The following is a 22,045-nucleotide window of genomic DNA, read 5'->3' as shown; positions in this document are numbered from 1 at the left end:
GTTCATAATCTTTTCAGAAGTAAGGCAGTGAAAGCCAGAACGACCATTTGTAGGCTAGTATTGAGTTTTCGCTCACAATTTTTCCACAATCTTCTACATTTTTCTAACCAAGCAAAAGATCGCTCCACAACCCATCTTTTGGGCAATACAACAAAGGAATGTAATTCATTTCTTTTTATCACTTCAACGGTTGCACCAATAATCGTTTTTATTTGAGTTGCAAAATTCTCTCCAGTATAGCCTGCATCAACCAGTACATTTTTAACTCCCGAGAGGTTTTCTTTTGCATTTTCGACCATTCTCACAGCACTGCTACGGTCAGTTATCTCTGCTGTTGTTATATAAATTGCATGGGGCAAACCTTGCGTATCTACTGCAATATGGCGTTTTATTCCTGAAATCTTTTTGCCTGCATCATAGCCTTTTTCTTCAGCAGTATCTGCATTTTTTACACTCTGTGCATCAATTATGCAGAAGCTGGTTTTTTCTTTCCGACCATTGTTTTGTCGGACCACGCCAACTATTTTTTTTTAACACCAGCTCCAGAACACTTTCTTTATCTGCATCTGGTTTTTCACTCCACTTCTTAAAATAGTCGTAACAATTGCGCCATTTTGGAAACTCTTTTGGTAGCATTCTCCACTGACAACCGCTTTTCAGAACGTATAACACTCCACAAAATACATCATACAAATCAAGTTTCCTTGGTTTTGTTTTTTTTCTACAGGACTCTAGATCTGGTAACATAATCTCAAATCTTTCCCGACTTATATCACTTGGGTATAAACTCCTCATATATCCTAACTTATATATATTATCTCTTAGTTTATTCCTTTCTTGAGATCATGTACAGGTTCTTAAAAATTATAGCAACAAAAGAACCAGAAAACTTAGTTTATATAGATGAGTCTGGCATTGATAACACAGAGGACTATCCATATGGGTATTGCCAGAAAGGACAGCGGTTTTATGGCCTAAAATCTGGAAAGAAAACTCAACGAATCAGTATGGTTGCAGCCTTAAGTAGAAGAAAGATAGTTGCTCCATTAACCTTTGAAGGCCACTGTAATATGGATGTTTTTAATGGATGGTTTGAGCAATTTTTGACACCGATCTTGGAACCTGGACAGACTGTCATTCTTGACAATGCTACTTTTCATAAGTCTGGTAAGATTATCGAGCTTGCTAGAGGAGTTGGTGCAGAAATTTTGTATCTGCCGCCGTATTCTCCAGATTTCAACAAAATTGAGCATCATTGGTTTGCTATAAAAAACAGAGCTAGGAAAAACATTCCTCTATTCGAATCCTTTCGTCGTGCTGTTGATTCTGCCTTCCTATGACCTGTTCGGACTATTATGAGAAATGCTATAATACAATGATTTTGCTTAATATTCTATTATGAATTCCCGTACAATAAGATCCATTTTCATTCCTCGTGAGCCTTTAACTAGAATTGCGTCATTATTCTGAATAATGTTAGCTAAATTACTTTTCAATTGATTAGAATCATTAAAATGCATGCCTTTTATATTACCTGGCAAAAGCTCATGTAATTCTAACATAAATTTACCAACTGTATAAACTTTATCTATATTATTTCCTGTGATAATCTTAACCAAATCTGTATGAAACTCTATGCTTTCATCACCAAGTTCCAACATATCACCAAGCAAAGCTACTTTTCTCTGATTAGAATATGTACTCAAAGTTTTTATTGCAGTTTTCATCGAAGCAGGGCTGGCGTTATAGGAGTCATCAATTAAATGTATATATTTTCTATTGTATTTGACCTTATGAATATTGCCTCTACCTTTTGCTACACTAAAATTCTTAAGTGCAAGTGGTAATTTTGATAAATCAAGTCCGAGGCTTTGCACAACTGCTGCAACAGCAAGTAGTGAATAAGCAAAATGCTCACCTTGTACACGTAAATTACAGTTTATAGTTTGATTATCACTCAGCCTGATTTTTAAACTTAATCTATTAGCAACTCGGTTTGATGTCATTCCAGCGCGTGACGCTGGAATCCAGTCTTTATTATACAACCGTCTGATATGCTCATTTGCAATTGAACTTCCTGGATCCAAGTAGTCAAGCACTGGGATGACAGAAGATAGTGCTGAAATGACAGAAGATTCATCGTTTCTTATTAAGTTTAGTAAACAAACTTCAGCATTTTTATCTTTACCAAAGCTTATTACATTTCTATTGGCGCGTGATGAGAGATAATCATAATACTTATTATCTCTGCTTAAAACCAAAGTACCGTCACTTTTCATACCATACAGAATTTCTAACTTCGCTTGTGCAACGTCAAATAGTGATGAAAAATTTTCAACATGTGCAGGTTCGATGTTGGTAATAACTGCAATATTCGGATTACTAATCTTTGATAATTCTTTTATTTCACCAGCTTTATTCATTCCCATTTCAAGAATTAAGTACTGGCAGTTCTTTGGAGCTTTTAGAATTGTCAAAGGCAATCCTATATTATTATTTAAGTTACCTTCGTTTGCATGGGACACTCCATATTGCGATAAAACAGTGTGCAGCATATCCTTTGTAGTGGTTTTTCCGACACTGCCTGTAACTGCAATAACTTTAGCATCAATAAGAACATTTCTAATGTAGTATGATGCCATATCGTGCAAAGCTTTCAGGGTATCTTGTACAATAACGAGAGGGAAACTTTTATATTTACCCTCACTTACTATTGCAGCGGCAGCCCCTTTTAAAAACGCTTCATGCAAAAAATTATGGCCATCAAAATTCTTTCCCTTAAGTGCAATAAATAAATCACCTTTTTTTATGCTTCTTGTGTCCGTTGAAATATTTGAGCTATGTATCCAATTACAACCATTTACGTCTCTTCCGCCAGTTGCATCAATGATATTATTTGTGTTCCATTTAAACATAATTTAGAGTATTCTTTATAATAAATTGAACAATAAAAGTAGCGAAAATACTACATGTTTTAGACAATGTGCAAATAATGGTTGCAATCCCTATAATTCTATCTTATAATGGATATAGAAGTTTAAATTTTTTCGTCTATAATTAGGTGTGTTGTAGCATCTGGTTGTAGAAAGTACCTTGGAGGTATGTATGGCAGAATCTATTTGGGCTAAGATAGGCGGAGCAGTTAAAGCAGGTGTAAAAACTACAGGTCAGGTGCTTGCTCTTGTGCCTAAAGCACTTATTTACCCTATAAGGAAGCCGTTTGCTTCAACGGGTGAAATGAAACATGATGCTACAGTTTCGTTAAAGAAAGCTGTTAATATAAATGTACCTGAAGAAGAAAAGGAATATGACCCACCTATAGAAACCACACAAGCTAGTAAGAATCTTGGTGTAGAAATAAAAAAACAAGAGAAAGGAAAGGTAAGTTTTTTAGCGTCAAGAACTCTGACGGGAGATATACCTTATTTGAGCCCAGAGCAATTAAATACAATAAAAAAAGATTTACCGAATGTAACTCTTTTTAGAGAAGAAAACAAAATTGTCATTGAAATTAACGTTGAGGAAATAGCTAACACTATTAAAACTAATCCTGATAATAAAGGCAAGAGTGAGAAAGAAATAAAAGAGCTTGTTCTTAAAGGAATTGCTAATAAAGTTGACGAAGACCTTAAGAAGCTGGCAAAAATTACCGGTGGAGAATTTAAAATTCATACAGACTTAAAATTGCTAAATGGTATTGCAGAAAAATTGTATAAGGAATATGATAATCAAAAGCAGTCATCAGACAAAGTTGTGAAGTCTGATGTTGGTCAGCCTTCAGAAACTTTGGCTTTATCTGCTAGTAAGGCATTGGAAGCTGCCGAAACACTTGTAGATAGTAGTAGAGGAGAGTTATTAAAGGAAACTGCAAATTGGCAGAATAAAGTTGAGCCGGGTTCTGAAAATATAAAGACAATAAGGAGGTAAGGTTATGGATTATAAGGGGAGTATTATGACGGAGGTTAAAATAGAGGAAAGACATCATAGTCTAACTGTTCCTGGGGATATGTATCACTTACAACCAGGAGTTATTACTGGAAAAAGGGTAAGTGGAATAGAAACCTCTTTGAAAGAACAGCAGGACATGGTAAAAGAACAAGTAAGGGAACTTGTAAGCTCTTTAAATCTTGAAGATGCTTCTGGTGAAGCGATAAAACCACTATCTACACCTAATGTAGAGAAAAACGAAGAAAGAGGGAAAGGTCGCTCTTAAAATATGAGCAATGAAGTTTATGATAGCGATAACATCTTTGCTCAAATATTAAGAGGTGAGTTACCTTGTGAGAAGGTACGTGAAAATGAAAATGTACTAGCTTTTCATGATAAGTACCCTGACGCACCAGTTCATATTTTAGTTATACCAAAAAATCAATATATTTCATATGATGATTTCATTCTGAAAGCTCCTGAAGGGGAAATAGCAGATTTCTTCAAAACTGTTAGAGAAATAGCACACAAATATAATCTAGAAAAAACAGGATATAGATTAGTCACTAACTACGGTGAAAATGGAGAGCAGGTTGTACCACACTTTCACGTGCATATTTTAGGTGGTAAAAAGTTAGGAAAGCATGTAAACTCATAGTGTTATATGTTTTGTTAAATGAGCGAATATTTAACCATAGTAATCTTTATCTGCGTATCAATTGTAGTATCTTTTGCTTTAGGTATATTGCCTATGTTTCTTGCAGTGAGTAAGCCAGATGGTGAAAAGCTTTCCACATATGAGTGTGGCTTCAATCCACTATCCAGTGCAAGAAAAAATTTTGACATTAAATTTTATCTAGTTTCAATATTATTTATAATATTTGACTTAGAAATTGCTTTTCTTTTTCCTTGGGCTGTTTCTTTATCTAAGATAAGCTATGGTGGATTTTGGTCTATGATGGTATTTCTTGCAATACTCACTATAGGTTTTATCTATGAATGGTGTAAAGGTGCATTGGAGTGGGAGTAGTTTATGACAAATCAAATTCTATCTAATGATGACTGGGGTCGTTATAAAAAAGAAGGGTTTCTTGTCACTAAATTTGGTGATTTAACAGATTATGTAATGAATTGGGCAAGGTCTGGTTCATTGTGGCCAATGACATTTGGTCTTGCATGTTGCGCAGTTGAGATGATGCATACTGCATCCAGCCGTTATGATCTTGATAGATATGGTATAATGTTTCGTGCAAGCCCACGTCAATCAGATGTGATGATTGTTGCTGGCACACTAACTAATAAAATGGCAGCAGCATTGCGCAAGGTTTATGATCAAATGGCAGACCCAAAGTATGTTATTTCCATGGGAAGTTGTGCAAATGGTGGTGGTTATTACCATTACTCTTATTCAGTAGTCCGAGGCTGTGATAGAATTGTGCCAGTTGACGTGTATGTCCCTGGATGCCCACCAACCGCTGAGGCGTTGCTATATGGAATGCTATGCCTACAAAACAAAATAAAACGGACTCGGAATGGATAAAACTGCAAAGTATATACAAAAAAAGACCAAGTGTGAGTGCATTCAAAAAGATGATGGCATTATTGTAATATATTCAACTTTAGATGAAATTGAAAAGCACCTATTCTTTCTACGTGATGATGAAAAGTGTAGGTTTGAACTATTAGTTGATATTTTTGGGGTTGACTATCCAAATAGAGAGAAGCGTTTCGAGCTAATATACAATCTGCTCAGCATTGTGCATAATATTAGAGTACACATAAAGCTTCAGTTATGTGAAAGCGACATGCCTCCAAGTGTAGCGAAGATATTTAGTACGGCTTTGTGGTTTGAGCGTGAAGTGTTTGATATGTATGGAATAGAGTTTTCTGATCACCCTGATTTGCGTAGGATTCTAACAGACTATGGATTCAAAGGTCATCCAATGTTAAAAGATTTCCCTCTCACTGGTTATGAGGAAGTAAGATATGATATAGAAGCAAAAAAGGTTGTGTATAATCCTATAGATTTACCGCAAGATTTTCGTATGTTTGATAGCTTATCTCCTTGGGAAGGTAAAACCATAAAAGTAAATACAAAGGAGTAAAAAATGACAGTACAAAGAAAAAAAATATCTTTAATCGGTGCAGGAAATATCGGTGGAACTCTCACCCATATGATTGCACTAAGGGAACTCGGTGATGTTGTTTTACTTGATATTAGTGATGGAATACCACAAGGTAAAGCACTCGACATAGCAGAATCATCCCCTATTGATGGATTTAATTCTGGTTTAACTGGAACTAATCAATACAAAGATATAGAAAATTCTGATGCAATCATCATAACAGCAGGCATTGCTAGAAAACCTGGAATGAGCAGAGACGACCTCCTGCAAACCAATGCTAAAGTAATGAAGGAGGTTGGCGAAAATATTAAAAAATATTCTCCAAACGCGTTTGTAATAGTGGTTACCAACCCTTTGGATGCCATGGTTTCAGTGGTGCATAAATTTTCAAACTTTCCAACTAATATGATTGTTGGCATGGCAGGAGTGCTTGATTCTTCCCGTTTTCGTTACTTTCTTGCAAGTGAATTAAATATCTCAGTTGAAGATATATCTGCTTTTGTGCTTGGAGGACATGGCGACACTATGGTACCACTAATCAATTGTGCTTCAGTTGCTGGCATTCCACTTACCCAAGTTATCAATATGGGTCTCATTACACAGAAAAAAGTCGATGAAATAGTTGAACGCACTCGCAATGGCGGTAAAGAAATAGTTGATCTGCTTAAGTCTGGATCTGCATACTACGCTCCTGCATCTTCAGCTATATGCATGTTAGAATCATATTTAAAAGATAAGAGGCGCATATTACCATGTGCTGCTTATCTTAATGGTGAATATGGTGTAGAAGATTTGTTTATTGGTGTTCCTGTAATTATTGGAAAAAACGGAATTGAAAAGATCCTAGAAGTTAAAATGAATGATAGTGAACAAGAAATGTTTAATAAGTCTGTAAACTCGGTGAGAGAGCTGGTGAAACTTCTAAGCTAAATTAAGTATCCGTTCAGCGGAGTGGCAAAATAAGGTAGACAAGATAAATCAAAAAATCAAGAAAAAGTGAGTTTACAATAAATGATGTCATCCCAGTGCCCTGACTACTTGGATCCAGGGATTTTGATTGGATACTGAGTATAAAAGTAGCTAACCTTATGTTAAACACAATATTTTTGGTGAGGGGTTGCATTAAAAGCTGGATTCCAGTGTCAAGCACTGGAATGACACCACCATAAAGTGAAACTAGATCCCAGTGTCAGCTACTTGCATGACACCACTTTTGCTTCAATATTTGTATATTAGCCACGCCCTTGAACAGATACTAAATTAATTGCTCTATAGAGTTTCTTTGAGCTTAAGTTTCGTAAACAGCCTAAAAAAGTTGCTTGTGGTTATCTCTGCCACTTTATCAGGTGACTCATTCCACAACTCTGCCAAACAATCAACAACGTATTTCACCATTGCTGGTTCATTCTTTTTTCCCCTATAAGGCTCAGGTGATAGATACGGTGCATCAGTTTCGACTAAAACACGCCCGCGTGGTACATTTTGTGCAATTTCTCTGAGTAAGCTCGCATTTTTAAAAGTAATAATTCCAGAAAATGAAATATATAACCCCAAATCTATAGATTGATAAGCAAGTTCTTTAGAGGAAGCAAAGCAGTGCATTACTCCACTAAAAGCACCGGCTTTCATTTCTGACCTTAACATATCGATCATCTCATTATCAGCGCTTCTTGTGTGAATAACTAAAGGTAGTCCAGTTATTCTTGACGCTTCTATATGTAATGCAAAACTTTTTTTCTGATTGTCTTTGTTGTCAGATTTATAAAAATCTAACCCGGTTTCACCGATACTAATTACCTTTTGGTTCTTGGTAAATTCAACTAATTCATCAACATGTATACACTCACCGTTTTCTATAGCAGCATCAAGCGGATGTATACCAACAGAGGAGTAGACTTGATCATAGGATGAAGAAATTTTTAATAACTTAGGAACATCGTCAATGCTTACGCATATGTTATGCAAAACCTTTACACCATTTTTCTCTGCTCTTGAAATTACTTTTGGTATTTCATCATCGGAAAAATAAATCAAGTGGCAATGAGAATCTACTATCATGAGCTTATTGTTGAGGCTTTTATTATAGAAGAAAACTCTTCTATCACTGTTTTATAAACTTCTTTTTTAAATGATATAGCACTGGCTACTAAACTATCTATACCTTGCCAACGCCACTCTTTGAACTCTGGATGATCAGTATAATTAATATCAATGTCCTCATCCTCTCCGCAAAACTTCATTAAGAACCACCTTTGCTTTTGACCAGAATATTTTCCATTCCAGCATATTGGTATAACTTCTTCAGGCAAGTTGTAGTATATCCAATCCTTGCTTTTAGCTATAACCTTTACTTTATTAGTACCAACTTCCTCTAGCAACTCACGTAACGCTGCCTGTTCCAGTTCCTCACCATCATCAACACCTCCTTGTGGCATCTGCCAGTAAGAGTCGCTATCAAAGCGTTTTCCAATGAAGACATGTCCTTGTCTGTTAAATAGCATTATGCCAACACAAGAACGATACTTATCTTTCTGCTCAACCACGAGTACGCTCTGTTTTTAAATGATTTGTTACAGAAGTTTTAATTAATTTTCCATTTTTTTCTTTCTTCATCTCTTCAATAATTTTCTTTGCAACTTCCTTTGCACTTAAGTTTGAGTTATCAATTTCAAGCGAACCCTCAGGTATAAATAGCCTTTTCCCTTCAATTTTCTTTATAGCAAAATCCGGATCAGTAATTTTATTTTCCTGATATCTCTCTTCTGATTGGACACGTCTTACTAGTTTTTCATTATTACAATGTAATACTACAGAAAAAATTTCCATGCCCATTTTTTTACTTAAATTTACCACTGAGTTGTACAATCTTTGATCATAGGGATCACCATCTATCAGTTCATTTGTAAATATGTAATGCTTCGATTTTATGCAGTGTTTTTCCAGTATTGCTAATACATTTTCCCTAACTGCAAAAATTTTTTCCCATAGGTCATCTGGAACTTCAGCGTTTTGTAATTTAACAATATCAAATATAATATTATTGAATAGATTATTGCTTACTATCACTGCACCAATGATTTTACACAGTTCCTTTGCAGTAGTAAATTTACCACTGCCTGGAAAGCCGATTAAGTAGATGAGAGTCTTGCCCATAATGAATATTAGTAAAAAGCTATTCTCAATTATATAAAAAGTATATACATTGTACATGCTAAAAACATGATGATAAAATAGATGCAGGTAATACCTTTAACAAGCAGTTGCGTTGAAAATAGTTCATATTTAGAAATTTTGAGTATATAATTATAAATGAGTCATATAACCTGTAAACAATGCTTAGCGATATGGAATCGATAAGAAGTACAATTGAAGAGATAATAGATCAAAATAAAGGTCATGATATAGTAACTTTTGATGTGCAGAATAAAACCGTTATTGCAAAATATATGATTATTGCATCTGGTGATTCAAGCCGTCACGTTAAAGCTTTAGCTGAGCACGTAATAAAAAGCCTCAAGCCACATGATAAAATAGATGTAGAAGGTATGGATGAAGGCAATTGGGTGGTTTTGAATTTTCAAGGCATAATGGTTCACATATTCAGGCCGGAAGTAAGGGAGTATTATAAAATAGAAGAGTTATGGAACTGATTATCCAGATAGCTGGTACACAATTGCACAAACGTTGTAATTTTGAAGGCAACTCCTGCACAGGTAGTGGTGTCATGAAAGTAGCTGACACTGGAATCAAGTTTTTCGTGCAATTTCATCAAAAACGTTGTATAATGTGCTTGTTTATAATTAAGTTTCCAGTGTCTGGGCACTGGGATGACATCTTTCCCTATTAGGGTTACTTAGCATTAATGACAGGCTGGGGTTTACAAAATGAAACACGCATCTGAATTTTTAAATTTTATCCAAGAAAGAGGGTACCTATACCAATGCACAAACATTGAAGGACTAGATCAGTTATTATTGCAGAGCAATTATATAGTCGCATACATTGGGTTTGATTGCACAGCACCAAGTCTTCATATTGGTCACCTAATGCATATTATGATGCTCCGTCACCTGCAAAAATTTGGTTATAAGCCGATAGTCTTACTTGGAGGTGGCACAACAAAAATTGGTGACCCATCCTTCAAAGATAAAGCAAGAAGCATCTTGCCCGTAGAGAACATCAATCAAAATACATCCAGTATAAGGAGAATATTAGAGAAAATGGTGTCTTTTAATGACAGCAAGACTGGTGCAATGATAGTAAATAACGCAGATTGGTTGGATAACATAAAATACATAGATTTTTTGCGTGATATAGGAGCTTATTTTTCTGTAAATCGTATGCTAAGTTTTGATAGTGTAAAAACCAGGCTGGATAGAGAGCAAACCTTAAGCTTTTTGGAATTTAATTACATGCTATTGCAAGCTTACGACTTTACTGAATTAAACAAAAAATATGATTGTCGTCTGCAGATTGGAGGGTCAGACCAGTGGGGAAATATAGTAAACGGAATTGAACTTGGAAAAAAGTTGAATTTACCTGAGCTGTTTGGCCTTACTGTCCCTCTTTTATTGAATGCTCAAGGGGTAAAAATGGGCAAAACTGAAAGTGGAGCAGTGTGGCTTGATGATAATATGCTAAAGCCTTACGACTACTGGCAATATTTTCGCAACGTTGATGATCAAGATGTTGGACGTTTTTTAAGATTGTTCACTGATGTGCCAATTGATGAGATTAGAAAGTTAGAGTCTTTAAAAGATCAGGAAACAAATGAAGCAAAAAAGGTCTTGGCAACAGAAGTGACAAAAATATGTCATGGTGACAAAGAAGCGGCACTCGCACTATCTGCTGCAGTCTCTGCTTTTGAGAATGAAGATAGCTTACTACTTCCTGATTACACCATAAAAAAAGAACAAGTTGCAAGCGGCATATCCTTAGTAGACCTACTACATGACACCGGTTTTGAACCTTCAAAAGGCGCTGCAAAGCGTTTAATACAGGGCAACGGGTGCAAGATTAATGATAATGTTGTAAACAATATTGATCATGTAATAAATTTCGAAAGCTTTAAAGATCAGCCATTTATAAAATTATCTGCAGGAAAGAAACGCCATATAAAAGTTGTGGTAGATTAGGTCTCGAAGTAAGAAAACAAATTTTATACAAGTGAGAAATTGGATATGGAGCAAATTTTCAAAATTCGAGAATTATGTATAAAACAACTGGAAAGATAGTGAGATCAGGTAATCTATAGCTAAGGTTTCCCTATGTCATACCACCATGAACCGTCATACCGCGATTCATTCGCGGTATCTCAGCCGCTAACACGCAGCAGGATGACGATTGTCGGGCTAGCTGTCATCCCAGTGCCCCTATGATGTCATCCCAGTGCCCAGACACTGGGATCCAGGAAACTTATAGCTCTTTTCATAGAAGTCCGGATGTGATAAGATAAGGATAGACGATGATAAGGAGGTTGAGTGCCAGCAGCATATAGTTATGACTTAAGGAAAAAAGCAATGGAAGCGCTAGAGGAGGGAGGAAGCAGAGAAACAGTGGCAGCAAGATTTAAAATTGGACAAACTACTTTATGGGAGTGGCAGCAAAGAAGAAAAGAAACAGGAGACTTTCAATCAAAAAAACTTGGAAATGGAGGTTACAATCACAAAATTACCGACTGGGATGCCTTTGCTAAATTTGCCAGAGAAAACGGAGGAAAGACTCTGTCGGAAATGGCTAAACTTTGGGGCAACGTTAGTATCCAAACGATCCACCGAGCTCTCAGAACCTGTACATGATCTCAAGAAAGGAATAAACTAAGAGATAATATATATAAGTTAGGATATATGAGGAGTTTATACCCAAGTGATATAAGTCGGGAAAGATTTGAGATTATGTTACCAGATCTAGAGTCCTGTAGAAAAAAAACAAAACCAAGGAAACTTGATTTGTATGATGTATTTTGTGGAGTGTTATACGTTCTGAAAAGCGGTTGTCAGTGGAGAATGCTACCAAAAGAGTTTCCAAAATGGCGCAATTGTTACGACTATTTTAAGAAGTGGAGTGAAAAACCAGATGCAGATAAAGAAAGTGTTCTGGAGCTGGTGTTAAAAAAGAATAGTTGGCGTGGTCCGACAAAACAATGGTCGGAAAGAAAAAACCAGCTTCTGCATAATTGATGCACAGAGTGTAAAAAATGCAGATACTGCTGAAGAAAAAGGCTATGATGCAGGCAAAAAGATTTCAGGAATAAAACGCCATATTGCAGTAGATACGCAAGGTTTGCCCCATGCAATTTATATAACAACAGCAGAGATATAGCATTTCTCATAATAGTCCGAACAGGTCATAGGAAGGCAGAATCAACAGCACGACGAAAGGATTCGAATAGAGGAATGTTTTTCCTAGCTCTGTTTTTTATAGCAAACCAATGATGCTCAATTTTGTTGAAATCTGGAGAATACGGCGGCAGATACAAAATTTCTGCACCAACTCCTCTAGCAAGCTCGATAATCTTACCAGACTTATGAAAAGTAGCATTGTCAAGAATGACAGTCTGTCCAGGTTCCAAGATCGGTGTCAAAAATTGCTCAAACCATCCATTAAAAACATCCATATTACAGTGGCCTTCAAAGGTTAATGGAGCAACTATCTTTCTTCTACTTAAGGCTGCAACCATACTGATTCGTTGAGTTTTCTTTCCAGATTTTAGGCCATAAAACCGCTGTCCTTTCTGGCAATACCCATATGGATAGTCCTCTGTGTTATCAATGCCAGACTCATCTATATAAACTAAGTTTTCTGGTTCTTTTGTTGCTATAATTTTTAAGAATTCAGCACGTTTTTCTTCGTTTCTTTCCTTGTATCCATATGTCTTTTTTTGCGCGTAAATCCAATTTTTCTGAGAGCTCGGTGGATCGTTTGGATACTAACGTTGCCCCAAAGTTTAGCCATTTCCGACAGAGTCTTTCCTCCGTTTTCTCTGGCAAATTTAGCAAAGGCATCCCAGTCGGTAATTTTGTGATTGTAACCTCCATTTCCAAGTTTTTTTGATTGAAAGTCTCCTGTTTCTTTTCTTCTTTGCTGCCACTCCCATAAAGTAGTTCGTCCAATTTTAAATCTTGCTGCCACTGTTTCTCTGCTTCCTCCCTCCTCTAGCGCTTCCATTGCTTTTTTCCTTAAGTCATAACTATATGCTGCTGGCACTCAACCTCCTTATCATCGTCTATCCTTATCTTATCACATCCGGACTTCTATGAAAAGAGCTATAACTGACCGTAGCAGTGCTGTGAGAATGGTCGAAAATGCAAAAGAAAACCTCTCGGGAGTTAAAAATGTACTGGTTGATGCAGGCTATACTGGAGAGAATTTTGCAACTCAAATAAAAACGATTATTGGTGCAACCGTTGAAGTGATAAAAAGAAATGAATTATAGCATTTCTCATAATAGTCCGAACAGGTCATAGGAAGGCAGAATCAACAGCACGACGAAAGGATTCGAATAGAGGAATGTTTTTCCTAGCTCTGTTTTTTATAGCAAACCAATGATGCTCAATTTTGTTGAAATCTGGAGAATACGGCGGCAGATACAAAATTTCTGCACCAACTCCTCTAGCAAGCTCGATAATCTTACCAGACTTATGAAAAGTAGCATTGTCAAGAATGACAGTCTGTCCAGGTTCCAAGATCGGTGTCAAAAATTGCTCAAACCATCCATTAAAAACATCCATATTACAGTGGCCTTCAAAGGTTAATGGAGCAACTATCTTTCTTCTACTTAAGGCTGCAACCATACTGATTCGTTGAGTTTTCTTTCCAGATTTTAGGCCATAAAACCGCTGTCCTTTCTGGCAATACCCATATGGATAGTCCTCTGTGTTATCAATGCCAGACTCATCTATATAAACTAAGTTTTCTGGTTCTTTTGTTGCTATAATTTTTAAGAATTCAGCACGTTTTTCTTCGTTTCTTTCCTTGTATCCATATGTCTTTTTTTGCGCGTAAATCCAATTTTTCTGAGAGCTCGGTGGATCGTTTGGATACTAACGTTGCCCCAAAGTTTAGCCATTTCCGACAGAGTCTTTCCTCCGTTTTCTCTGGCAAATTTAGCAAAGGCATCCCAGTCGGTGATTTTGTGATTGTAACCTCCATTTCCAAGTTTTTTTGATTGAAAGTCTCCTGTTTCTTTTCTTCTTTGCTGCCACTCCCATAAAGTAGTTCGTCCAATTTTAAATCTTGCTGCCACTGTTTCTCTGCTTCCTCCCTCCTCTAGCGCTTCCATTGCTTTTTTCCTTAAGTCATAACTATATGCTGCTGGCACTCAACCTCCTTATCATCGTCTATCCTTATCTTATCACATCCGGACTTCTATGAAAAGAGCTATACATTCCTTTGTTGTATTGCCCAAAAGATGGGTTGTGGAGCGATCTTTTGCTTGGTTAGAAAAATGTAGAAGATTGTGGAAAAATTGTGAGCGAAAACTCAATACTAGCCTACAAATGGTCGTTCTGGCTTTCACTGCCTTACTTCTGAAAAGATTATGAACAGGCTCTGAGAGCTCGGTGGATCGTTTGGATACTAACGTTGCCCCAAAGTTTAGCCATTTCCGACAGAGTCTTTCCTCCGTTTTCTCTGGCAAATTTAGCAAAGGCATCCCAGTCGGTGATTTTGTGATTGTAACCTCCATTTCCAAGTTTTTTTGATTGAAAGTCTCCTGTTTCTTTTCTTCTTTGCTGCCACTCCCATAAAGTAGTTCGTCCAATTTTAAATCTTGCTGCCACTGTTTCTCTGCTTCCTCCCTCCTCTAGCGCTTCCATTGCTTTTTTCCTTAAGTCATAACTATATGCTGCTGGCACTCAACCTCCTTATCATCGTCTATCCTTACCTTATCACATCCGGACTTCTATGAAAAGAGCTATAACAGAAGCAGAAGGGTTTCCAGCAGCAGTGTTAATACGGGGATTAAAGCTCATTGAACCGCTTGAGGCAAATTTAGGTGGGCCAGGAATATTGTGTAAAAGATTAAATATTACAAAAGAACATAACAAACAGGACCTTACTATAAGCCACGAATTTTGTGTTTATGAATCTCACCTCAAACCAGATTATATTTGCACCCCGAGAATCGGAATTAGTAAAGGCCAAGAGAAATTTTGGCGGTTTAAGATCTGAGCTCCAGTGATCTTGCGTAGACTATTTGCCAATCGGATAATCACCAGTGAAACAAGCATCACAATATTGTGGCGTAGCATTGTTACGCTTTTCTGCTTTAACAGCCTGATATAGTCCATCAATACTCAAGAAGGCTAGGCTATCTACTCCTATAACTTCCTTAATTTCCTCTACAGATTTATTTGCAGCAATTAAATCTTTGCACTCTGGCGTATCTATTCCATAAAAACAAGAATGCTTAATTGGTGGGCTTGAAATTTTGAGGTGAATCTCTTTTACTCCTGCATCCTTTAACATAACTATTATATTTGTTAACGTACTACCACGCACTATACTATCATCTATTAAAATTATGTTTTTACCTTTCAAAATGTGCTTATTAGCATTGAATTTTAATTTTATTCTAACTTTACGTACTTCAGCGGTTGGTTGTATAAAAGTTCTTCCTATGTAATGATTACGAATTATTCCCAGTTCCATAGGTAATCCTGAATGCTTTGCATATCCAATAGCTGCAGGTATTCCAGAATCAGGTATTGGTACAACCATATCCATATTGTTTTTTGGTGGGCTCTCTTCTGCAAGTATTCTTCCTATTTCTTTTCTTATATCATATATGGACCTATTCTCCATTATGCTGTCTGGCCTTGAAAAATAAACGTATTCAAAAATACAAAAACTTGATTTTTGCTGTGGGAAAGGAAATGCTGAAGCTAGATTACCATTTCGATCAATGGTGACTAACTCACCTGGTTCTATTTCTCTAACAAACTCTGCATTTACTATATCAAGAGCACAAGTTTCAGATGCAAGAACGTAAGAACCGTTTAACTTCCCTAAAACAAGAGGCCTGATTCCAGATGGATCACGTACTCCAATAACTACTTCTTGATTGATTGCCACAAAAGAATAAGCACCTTGTATTTGCTTTAATGCATATATAAAACTCTCTAAGAAACTATCTTTTTCACCGCTTGCTGTCAGATGCACTACTACTTCTGTATCAATATCTGACTGAAAAACGCACTCTTGTTTAATCAATTGTTCGCGTATTGGAGAAATATTAATTAAATTACCATTATGTGCTATGGCGAAATCCCCAAATTTGCCACTTTTGCCAAACATGGGCTGCACTCCAAATTTACTACCACTTGTTGAGTATCGAACATGACCTATTGCACAGTCTCCAGGTAAGGATTTCTTTATTTCATCTACATCATCAAATACGCTGCTCACTTGACCTTGAAAGTGATAAGAGTGCAGCTTATCGTTGTTACTGGTTACTACGCCAAAAGACTCTTGACCTCTATGCTGCAAAGCGTGGAGAGCAAGTATAGAGTTAAAAGCAGCACTTTGGTTGCAACTTATGCCAAATACTCCACACTCCTCACGCATTTCATCTAGCATAAAAACTATTAAGTAAAGTTAAATTTTACTTTAGCATAGGTAAAATACAAGTATTTTGTTGTTCATCTGCTTTTATTGCTAGCAATAGCCCTATACATATTAAGCTTGCAGCAGTTGTACTTCCTCCATAGGACAGAAATGGCAATGGGTCGCCTATTACAGGTAAGAGGCCTATTGACATTCCAATGTTTATAAAGAAATGAGCACCAAAAAAGGCGAAAATTCCGATAGATACTAACTTAGAAAAATAATTTTTCGACCTATAAGCGATAGAGAAAATTATTCCAAGTAATGAGGTATAAAGCAAAATTAAAGCCATGCTACCTAAAAAGCCCCACTCCTCACTCAGCACTGCAAAAGCAAAATCTGTACGTTTCTCCGGCAAAAATCCAAGTTGAGTTTGACTTCCGTTAACAAAGCCCTTACCAAGCAAACCTCCTGAACCAATAGCTATTTGAGATTGCTGCGCATTATAACCTATTCCAAGTGGATCCACTGATGAATCCAAAAATGACAATATCCTTTGCTTGTGATAAGGACGTAAAAAAGGCCAAATAGCCGGTACTGCAAAAACGCCAAGAGTTCCACATATTACTGAATGAGATCTTTTTATTATTGCTGTGAATATAATTGATATCCCTATAAATAACATTATCACAGCTGTGCCTAAATTAGGTTGCTTTAACACCAAGAACACGGGTAAGAAAATAATTATAAATGCCTTAAGCAATCTTTTAAATTCCATCATTTTATACACACTCTGCTTATCAAAATAGCGAGCAAGCGCAAGTATTAAGCCTACTTTTGTAAATTCTGATGGTTGCAAACTAATTGATCCAATTCTTATCCACCTTGTTGCACCCATTATGTGTGAGCCAAAAAAATTTACTGCTAATAGTGAAATCGCTGCTGCTATATAAAAAAAGTAGGCGTACTTCAAATAAAAATCTAGCTCTATGAATGACATAGCTATAGCGAGTAGGAAAAAGAAAGAGAATATGATCAGTTGGTGAATCGCAAATGGCACCCACTTTCCTCCAGCAGAAGAGTATTGAACAACAATGCCAACGCAAAACAGCGCTATCACGTTAATGACTAATAACCAATGAATCTTCTTCAGCCTATCCACAATAAAGACCTTATAACCTTAAAGTATAGTAAAATATGAAACAAAGATAAAAATCAAAAAACCAACTTCTCAACTACTAACCGAATTGGAGTGCTATATATTCCAGTTACTACTGTTAAAGCTGCCATAAACAATAGACAGAAAAGCATAGGAAATGGCACATCATTAATTTTGCCTAGTGTCATTCCAGTGCATGACGTTGCATCATTTTCAAAATACATTTTCTCTACCATCTTCCACATATATATCAATGCAAGGAAAGAGCCAGCAGCAAATGTTACAAGGGAAATCCACGCATGAGATTCGATAATTGCTTTCATTATGTACCACTTGCTTACAAAGCCATTTGTTAAAGGCACACCGATTAATGCTAAACTGAGTAGAGTGAACGCAAGTGCTGTATAAGGCATTGATTTCTTGAGTCCCGATAAATTCTCTATTTTTGTTGTATCAAATTTGTAAGAAATACATCCTGCAGCCATGAATAAAGATGTTTTTATTATGCTGTGGTTTACTATGTGAAGAATTGCTGCAAATACACCTGTTTTTGAGTTAAAACTCAGTGCTAAAATTATATAACCAATTTGGCTAATACTAGAGTGAGCAAACAGTCTTTTTATGTCTTTTGCGGTTATTGCAAATATCGACCCAAATACAATAGCGCAAAGTGCGAGAATAATTATCACATTGTCCAGTAGCGGCTTAAACAAGAAAAAATTTTGATGAAAAACAGTATAAAAGATTCTGATGAAAACATATATCATCACTTTTGTCACTGTGCCTGAAAAGAATATGCTAATGAAACTTGGCGCCTCACTATATGCATTAACCAGCCACCTGCTTAATGGAAACAGTGCAATTTTGATTGAGAGACCAACAAAAATGAACAACGTGCCAAGTTTTATGATGTTGTTATCGTATAATGGCACTATTCTCTCAGCCATGTCAGACATATTGAGTGTTCCAGTCATTGAATACAAGAGCCCGATACCAAATAAATAAAATGTTGCGCCTATTGTTCCACTAATTAGATATTCAAATGCTGCAACCAAGGCTTTTTTATCCCTTCCCATTGAAACTAATACATAAGAAGAAAGAGATGAAATCTCCAAGAAAACGTAAAGGTTAAATATATCGTTTGTTACTAAAATCCCAAGCAGTCCGCTTAAGCACAGTAGAAATAGAGAGTAAAAACCAGTGATTTTGTTTTTGCTAATCTCTTTTTCGTTAATGTAAAAGCTATAAAGCACACTAATCAGCGCTATAAAATTCACTAGGGTTAGAATTAAGGAATTTAACACGTCGATTCTTAACTCTATTCCATGCGGAGGAGCCCAATCCCCAAGGTGATAAGTTATAATTTCGCCTTTATATGTTTTAATGAGTAGTATTGATGAAATGATAAGAGTGATTGTTGTTGCAATAAAAGAAATAAACCAAGATACCTTGTGTTTCTTGGCAAGAAAGCAAAACATTGATGCAATTATTGGTATAATAACTTGTAAAATTGGTAATTGCATTAAATTGTTGTTAATATATCGTTAAAGTATTAGTATATATAATACTTTTTGTTTTAATACCCTTATGTTATCTAAAGTTTGTAATGCAATAAAACGCCTATTACGAAGAGAAGGTAAATTTGTAGGAAGAGATGAAAATGGAAATTCTTACTATGAATCAAGTAAAGGAAAAAGGTGGGTTATGTATAGCAGTGTCTCTGAGCCTACAACAGTGCCTCCGGAATGGCATATATGGCTTCACTATACTGATAATGTAGTACCAGTTAATAATAAAAAAAGAAAAGTAAAACATACTCCTAATTTAACGGGTACAAAAGATGCATACTATCCAAACCAAAAAGTGAAAAATTACTATAAAAGCTGGAGTCCTGATAACTAAAGATGCGAAGGTCAAATATACTTGAAATAACCGCTGGATTATTTGTATTAATTTTCACTATTTTTCTGATTTTCTTTGCTATTGATAAGCTATCTTACATAAAGAAAAACTATAAGGATTGCTATAAAATATATGGTCTTTTTGCTAACGCTAACGGTATAGGAGTTGGTGATAGTGTCAAGATCTCTGGTGTAGATGTTGGAAGCATAACTGGTGTATCACTTGACAAAGCTACCTATGTAGCACGAATCGATATGTGTATAAGCAAAGACATAAAATTGCCAATTGATAGTTCAGCTCTGATCACTAGCAGTGGAGTTGTTGGCAGTAAATTTGTTAATATATCACCTGGATCAGATATTAAACTAATCTTGCATGGTGGTAAAATAGAGTATACTCAAGCTGAAGCAAATATGGGTGGGATAATGGACAGAATTCTTGGTATGTTTACGAAGTGAAAATGGCAGGATTCCAAGTATATCCGTTCAGGTAAAGCCTCCTGTAGTTCTAAAGTATTTAAGGAGTTTGCCTTATTTCTTGCCTTTTCTACCGCTTGCTAACTTATAATTGGGATTTATAGCATTTCTCATAATAGTCCGAACAGGTCATAGGAAGGCAGAATCAACAGCACGACGAAAGGATTCGAATAGAGGAATGTTTTTCCTAGCTCTGTTTTTTATAGCAAACCAATGATGCTCAATTTTGTTGAAATCTGGAGAATACGGCGGCAGATACAAAATTTCTGCACCAACTCCTCTAGCAAGCTCGATAATCTTACCAGACTTATGAAAAGTAGCATTGTCAAGAATGACAGTCTGTCCAGGTTCCAAGATCGGTGTCAAAAATTGCTCAAACCATCCATTAAAAACATCCATATTACAGTGGCCTTCAAAGGTTAATGGAGCAACTATCTTTCTTCTACTTAAGGCTGCAACCATACTGATTCGTTGAGTTTTCTTTCCAGATTTTAGGCCATAAAACCGCTGTCCTTTCTGGCAATACCCATATGGATAGTCCTCTGTGTTATCAATGCCAGACTCATCTATATAAACTAAGTTTTCTGGTTCTTTTGTTGCTATAATTTTTAAGAATTCAGCACGTTTTTCTTCGTTTCTTTCCTTGTATCCATATGTCTTTTTTTGCGCGTAAATCCAATTTTTCTGAGAGCTCGGTGGATCGTTTGGATACTAACGTTGCCCCAAAGTTTAGCCATTTCCGACAGAGTCTTTCCTCCGTTTTCTCTGGCAAATTTAGCAAAGGCATCCCAGTCGGTAATTTTGTGATTGTAACCTCCATTTCCAAGTTTTTTTGATTGAAAGTCTCCTGTTTCTTTTCTTCTTTGCTGCCACTCCCATAAAGTAGTTCGTCCAATTTTAAATCTTGCTGCCACTGTTTCTCTGCTTCCTCCCTCCTCTAGCGCTTCCATTGCTTTTTTCCTTAAGTCATAACTATATGCTGCTGGCACTCAACCTCCTTATCATCGTCTATCCTTATCTTATCACATCCGGACTTCTATGAAAAGAGCTATATAGTATAGCTTAACAGTTGCAGTGCATGTCTATCAATGATAAAATGAAGATTAATTTATTTTGATATTATGATTGGTTTACTGTTTGCCGTACTGTTGTTCCTCTGTGGTAGTGATGCACTTGCAAAACAGGAGCCACGTTCAATAGCTGGAGATAATCACATAAAGGTGATAAATTATAACCCGCAAGCTATACATAAGTATACGGGTTTTTATGGTTATCAGTCCAGTATATTGTTTGAACCAGGGGAGGTAATACAAAATCTTTCAATGGGTGATTCAACTGGTTGGCAACTCCTTCCTCAAGGTAACAGATTGTTTATTAAGCCTATAGATGATATTGCCGATACTAACGCAACTATAATTACCAATAAAAGAGTTTATTACTTTGAGCTTCATGCTGAAGAAGCAACCGGACTAGATGATCCAAAATTAGCATATGAAGTAAGGTTTCTTTATCCACTATTTAGCAGTGATGAGATTTACACAACAAATAACGGTGATATTCTCGAACAAGCTAGTCATACCATTATCCCTGATATAAACGACATTGAAGTTGTAAAGAAGGGTTTAAATTTTAATTATTCCATCTCGCACGTTAAAGGCGGTCAGTCAATAATACCAATCAAGGTTTTTGATGATGGAAAATTTACATATCTACAATTCAATAAAATAAACTCTGATTTTCCGGCAGTTTTTATGGTTGATTCTGCAGGATATGAGTCTTTAGTAAATTTCCGTACAGTTGACAACTACCTGATAATCGAAAGGGTGAGTTCAGTGTTTACCTTAAGGAATGGATCAAGTACAGTTTGCCTATTTAATGAAAACATGCCTTTCAAAAAAGGTAAGTGATTA

The 22,045-nt window shown here is 36.2% G+C and carries 24 protein-coding genes and 6 pseudogenes; 18 read left to right on the top strand and 12 right to left on the bottom strand.

Annotation, left to right across the window (positions count from 1 at the left end; genetic code table 11):
* Positions 1–2: 2 nt before the first annotated feature.
* A protein-coding gene (locus ABWU71_RS01570) for an IS5 family transposase (protein WP_265023453.1) occupies positions 3–795 on the bottom strand; the annotation gives its coding sequence in 2 pieces (ribosomal slippage) (positions 3–530 and positions 532–795; 792 coding nt in all).
* Positions 796–854: 59 nt separating this feature from the next.
* Here ABWU71_RS01570 and ABWU71_RS01565 point away from each other — a divergent pair.
* A pseudogene (locus ABWU71_RS01565) lies at positions 855–1,340 on the top strand (IS630 family transposase); the annotation flags it as partial.
* Between the two features lie 45 nt (positions 1,341–1,385).
* Here the strand turns inward: ABWU71_RS01565 and ABWU71_RS01560 are convergent.
* Complete coding sequence (locus ABWU71_RS01560) at positions 1,386–2,915, bottom strand: UDP-N-acetylmuramoyl-tripeptide--D-alanyl-D-alanine ligase (protein WP_353284628.1); 1,530 nt, start codon at positions 2,913–2,915, stop codon at positions 1,386–1,388.
* Positions 2,916–3,105: 190 nt separating this feature from the next.
* Here ABWU71_RS01560 and ABWU71_RS01555 point away from each other — a divergent pair, with 190 nt between their 5' ends.
* The 7 genes from ABWU71_RS01555 to mdh are packed head-to-tail and all read left to right on the top strand — an operon-like array spanning position 3,106 to position 6,983.
* Positions 3,106–3,927, top strand: coding sequence for a hypothetical protein (locus tag ABWU71_RS01555; RefSeq protein WP_353284627.1), 822 nt, complete (start codon positions 3,106–3,108; stop codon positions 3,925–3,927).
* Between the two features lie 25 nt (positions 3,928–3,952).
* Entirely contained in the window at positions 3,953–4,213 is a 261-nt protein-coding gene (locus ABWU71_RS01550) for a hypothetical protein (RefSeq protein WP_353284859.1), read from the top strand.
* A gap of 3 nt (positions 4,214–4,216) precedes the next feature.
* Positions 4,217–4,585, top strand: coding sequence for an HIT domain-containing protein (locus ABWU71_RS01545; protein ID WP_353284626.1), 369 nt, complete (start codon positions 4,217–4,219; stop codon positions 4,583–4,585).
* Positions 4,586–4,603: 18 nt separating this feature from the next.
* A complete protein-coding gene (locus ABWU71_RS01540; protein ID WP_006279576.1) occupies positions 4,604–4,957 on the top strand; it encodes an NADH-quinone oxidoreductase subunit A in 354 nt (117 codons plus the stop codon).
* A gap of 3 nt (positions 4,958–4,960) precedes the next feature.
* Positions 4,961–5,467: a NuoB/complex I 20 kDa subunit family protein gene (locus ABWU71_RS01535; protein WP_006279574.1), complete on the top strand. Its 507-nt coding sequence runs from the start codon at positions 4,961–4,963 to the stop codon at positions 5,465–5,467.
* Positions 5,460–6,032: an NADH-quinone oxidoreductase subunit C gene (locus ABWU71_RS01530; RefSeq protein WP_353284625.1), complete on the top strand. Its 573-nt coding sequence runs from the start codon at positions 5,460–5,462 to the stop codon at positions 6,030–6,032. Before ABWU71_RS01535 ends, ABWU71_RS01530 begins: the two co-directional genes overlap by 8 nt.
* Before the next feature lie 3 nt (positions 6,033–6,035).
* On the top strand, positions 6,036–6,983 hold the full coding sequence (gene mdh, locus ABWU71_RS01525) for a malate dehydrogenase (protein WP_353284624.1): 948 nt from the start codon (positions 6,036–6,038) through the stop codon (positions 6,981–6,983).
* Positions 6,984–7,322: 339 nt separating this feature from the next.
* On the opposite strand, the gene ABWU71_RS01520 is transcribed toward mdh, so the two are convergent.
* Genes ABWU71_RS01520 through ABWU71_RS01510 form a run of 3 tightly spaced genes read right to left on the bottom strand, consistent with a single transcriptional unit; the run spans position 7,323 to position 9,206 of the window.
* Complete coding sequence (locus tag ABWU71_RS01520) at positions 7,323–8,111, bottom strand: TatD family hydrolase (protein WP_353284623.1); 789 nt, start codon at positions 8,109–8,111, stop codon at positions 7,323–7,325.
* Positions 8,108–8,554: an RNA pyrophosphohydrolase gene (locus tag ABWU71_RS01515; protein WP_410530607.1), complete on the bottom strand. Its 447-nt coding sequence runs from the start codon at positions 8,552–8,554 to the stop codon at positions 8,108–8,110. Before ABWU71_RS01515 ends, ABWU71_RS01520 begins: the two co-directional genes overlap by 4 nt.
* Positions 8,555–8,588: 34 nt before the next feature.
* Entirely contained in the window at positions 8,589–9,206 is a 618-nt protein-coding gene (locus ABWU71_RS01510) for an AAA family ATPase (RefSeq protein WP_353284621.1), read from the bottom strand.
* Between the two features lie 179 nt (positions 9,207–9,385).
* Between ABWU71_RS01510 and rsfS the strand changes: the two genes are divergently transcribed.
* The 4 genes and pseudogenes from rsfS to ABWU71_RS01490 all read left to right on the top strand — a co-directional run.
* Positions 9,386–9,703, top strand: a complete 318-nt coding sequence (gene rsfS / locus ABWU71_RS01505; RefSeq protein ID WP_006279567.1) for a ribosome silencing factor — start codon at positions 9,386–9,388, stop codon at positions 9,701–9,703.
* A gap of 234 nt (positions 9,704–9,937) precedes the next feature.
* Positions 9,938–11,188, top strand: coding sequence for a tyrosine--tRNA ligase (gene tyrS, locus ABWU71_RS01500; protein WP_353284620.1), 1,251 nt, complete (start codon positions 9,938–9,940; stop codon positions 11,186–11,188).
* A gap of 345 nt (positions 11,189–11,533) precedes the next feature.
* Positions 11,534–11,839, top strand: a pseudogene (locus ABWU71_RS01495) (IS630 transposase-related protein); the annotation flags it as partial.
* Positions 11,840–11,899: 60 nt separating this feature from the next.
* Positions 11,900–12,371 (top strand): annotated as a pseudogene (locus ABWU71_RS01490) (IS5 family transposase); the annotation flags it as partial.
* Between the two features lie 28 nt (positions 12,372–12,399).
* Here ABWU71_RS01490 and ABWU71_RS01485 read toward each other — a convergent pair.
* Positions 12,400–13,259 (bottom strand): IS630 family transposase gene (locus ABWU71_RS01485; protein ID WP_353284076.1). Its coding sequence is split into 2 segments (ribosomal slippage): positions 12,400–12,935 and positions 12,935–13,259, totalling 861 coding nucleotides; the frame shifts between segments, so codons are not numbered across the junction.
* A gap of 49 nt (positions 13,260–13,308) precedes the next feature.
* On the opposite strand from ABWU71_RS01485, the gene ABWU71_RS01480 reads away from it, so the two are divergent.
* The gene (locus ABWU71_RS01480) at positions 13,309–13,488 is read left to right on the top strand and encodes a hypothetical protein (protein WP_410530541.1); all 180 of its coding nucleotides are present in this window, start codon (positions 13,309–13,311) and stop codon (positions 13,486–13,488) included.
* 25 nt (positions 13,489–13,513) lie between these two features.
* Here the strand turns inward: ABWU71_RS01480 and ABWU71_RS01475 are convergent.
* A protein-coding gene (locus ABWU71_RS01475) for an IS630 family transposase (RefSeq protein ID WP_353284076.1) occupies positions 13,514–14,373 on the bottom strand; the annotation gives its coding sequence in 2 pieces (ribosomal slippage) (positions 13,514–14,049 and positions 14,049–14,373; 861 coding nt in all).
* A gap of 64 nt (positions 14,374–14,437) precedes the next feature.
* On the opposite strand from ABWU71_RS01475, the pseudogene ABWU71_RS01470 reads away from it, so the two are divergent.
* A pseudogene (locus tag ABWU71_RS01470) lies at positions 14,438–14,596 on the top strand (transposase); the annotation flags it as partial.
* Positions 14,597–14,602: 6 nt separating this feature from the next.
* Here the strand turns inward: ABWU71_RS01470 and ABWU71_RS01465 are convergent.
* Positions 14,603–14,908: pseudogene (locus ABWU71_RS01465) on the bottom strand (IS630 transposase-related protein); the annotation flags it as partial.
* A 61-nt stretch (positions 14,909–14,969) separates the two neighbouring features.
* On the opposite strand from ABWU71_RS01465, the pseudogene ABWU71_RS01460 reads away from it, so the two are divergent.
* A pseudogene (locus ABWU71_RS01460) lies at positions 14,970–15,224 on the top strand (DNA-3-methyladenine glycosylase); the annotation flags it as partial.
* Positions 15,225–15,245: 21 nt separating this feature from the next.
* Here the strand turns inward: ABWU71_RS01460 and purF are convergent.
* The 3 genes from purF to ABWU71_RS01445 are packed head-to-tail and all read right to left on the bottom strand — an operon-like array spanning position 15,246 to position 19,280.
* Positions 15,246–16,631: an amidophosphoribosyltransferase gene (gene purF / locus ABWU71_RS01455; RefSeq protein ID WP_353284619.1), complete on the bottom strand. Its 1,386-nt coding sequence runs from the start codon at positions 16,629–16,631 to the stop codon at positions 15,246–15,248.
* A 25-nt stretch (positions 16,632–16,656) separates the two neighbouring features.
* A complete protein-coding gene (gene rodA / locus ABWU71_RS01450; protein WP_353284618.1) occupies positions 16,657–17,760 on the bottom strand; it encodes a rod shape-determining protein RodA in 1,104 nt (367 codons plus the stop codon).
* A gap of 53 nt (positions 17,761–17,813) precedes the next feature.
* On the bottom strand, positions 17,814–19,280 hold the full coding sequence (locus tag ABWU71_RS01445) for a proton-conducting transporter membrane subunit (RefSeq protein ID WP_353284617.1): 1,467 nt from the start codon (positions 19,278–19,280) through the stop codon (positions 17,814–17,816).
* Between the two features lie 64 nt (positions 19,281–19,344).
* On the opposite strand from ABWU71_RS01445, the gene ABWU71_RS01440 reads away from it, so the two are divergent.
* Together ABWU71_RS01440 and mlaD are read left to right on the top strand one after the other, a co-directional pair.
* Positions 19,345–19,659, top strand: coding sequence for an NADH-ubiquinone oxidoreductase subunit NDUFA12 family protein (locus tag ABWU71_RS01440; protein WP_353284616.1), 315 nt, complete (start codon positions 19,345–19,347; stop codon positions 19,657–19,659).
* Between the two features lie 2 nt (positions 19,660–19,661).
* Positions 19,662–20,117, top strand: a complete 456-nt coding sequence (gene mlaD / locus ABWU71_RS01435; protein WP_007548591.1) for an outer membrane lipid asymmetry maintenance protein MlaD — start codon at positions 19,662–19,664, stop codon at positions 20,115–20,117.
* Positions 20,118–20,264: 147 nt separating this feature from the next.
* Here mlaD and ABWU71_RS01430 read toward each other — a convergent pair.
* Positions 20,265–21,124, bottom strand: a protein-coding gene (locus tag ABWU71_RS01430) for an IS630 family transposase (RefSeq protein WP_353284076.1) whose coding sequence is annotated in 2 segments (ribosomal slippage) — positions 20,265–20,800 and positions 20,800–21,124 — 861 coding nt in all. Because the reading frame shifts where the segments join, the coding sequence is not laid out codon by codon here.
* Between the two features lie 132 nt (positions 21,125–21,256).
* On the opposite strand from ABWU71_RS01430, the gene virB9 reads away from it, so the two are divergent.
* The gene (gene virB9 / locus ABWU71_RS01425) at positions 21,257–22,042 is read left to right on the top strand and encodes a P-type conjugative transfer protein VirB9 (protein ID WP_353284615.1); all 786 of its coding nucleotides are present in this window, start codon (positions 21,257–21,259) and stop codon (positions 22,040–22,042) included.
* Positions 22,043–22,045: the final 3 nt, after the last annotated feature.

The sequence above is a fragment of the Wolbachia endosymbiont (group A) of Lasioglossum fulvicorne genome (genome assembly GCF_964028605.1).
Lineage (GTDB): Bacteria > Pseudomonadota > Alphaproteobacteria > Rickettsiales > Anaplasmataceae > Wolbachia.
This window is presented reverse-complemented; position numbering and strand designations above follow the sequence as displayed.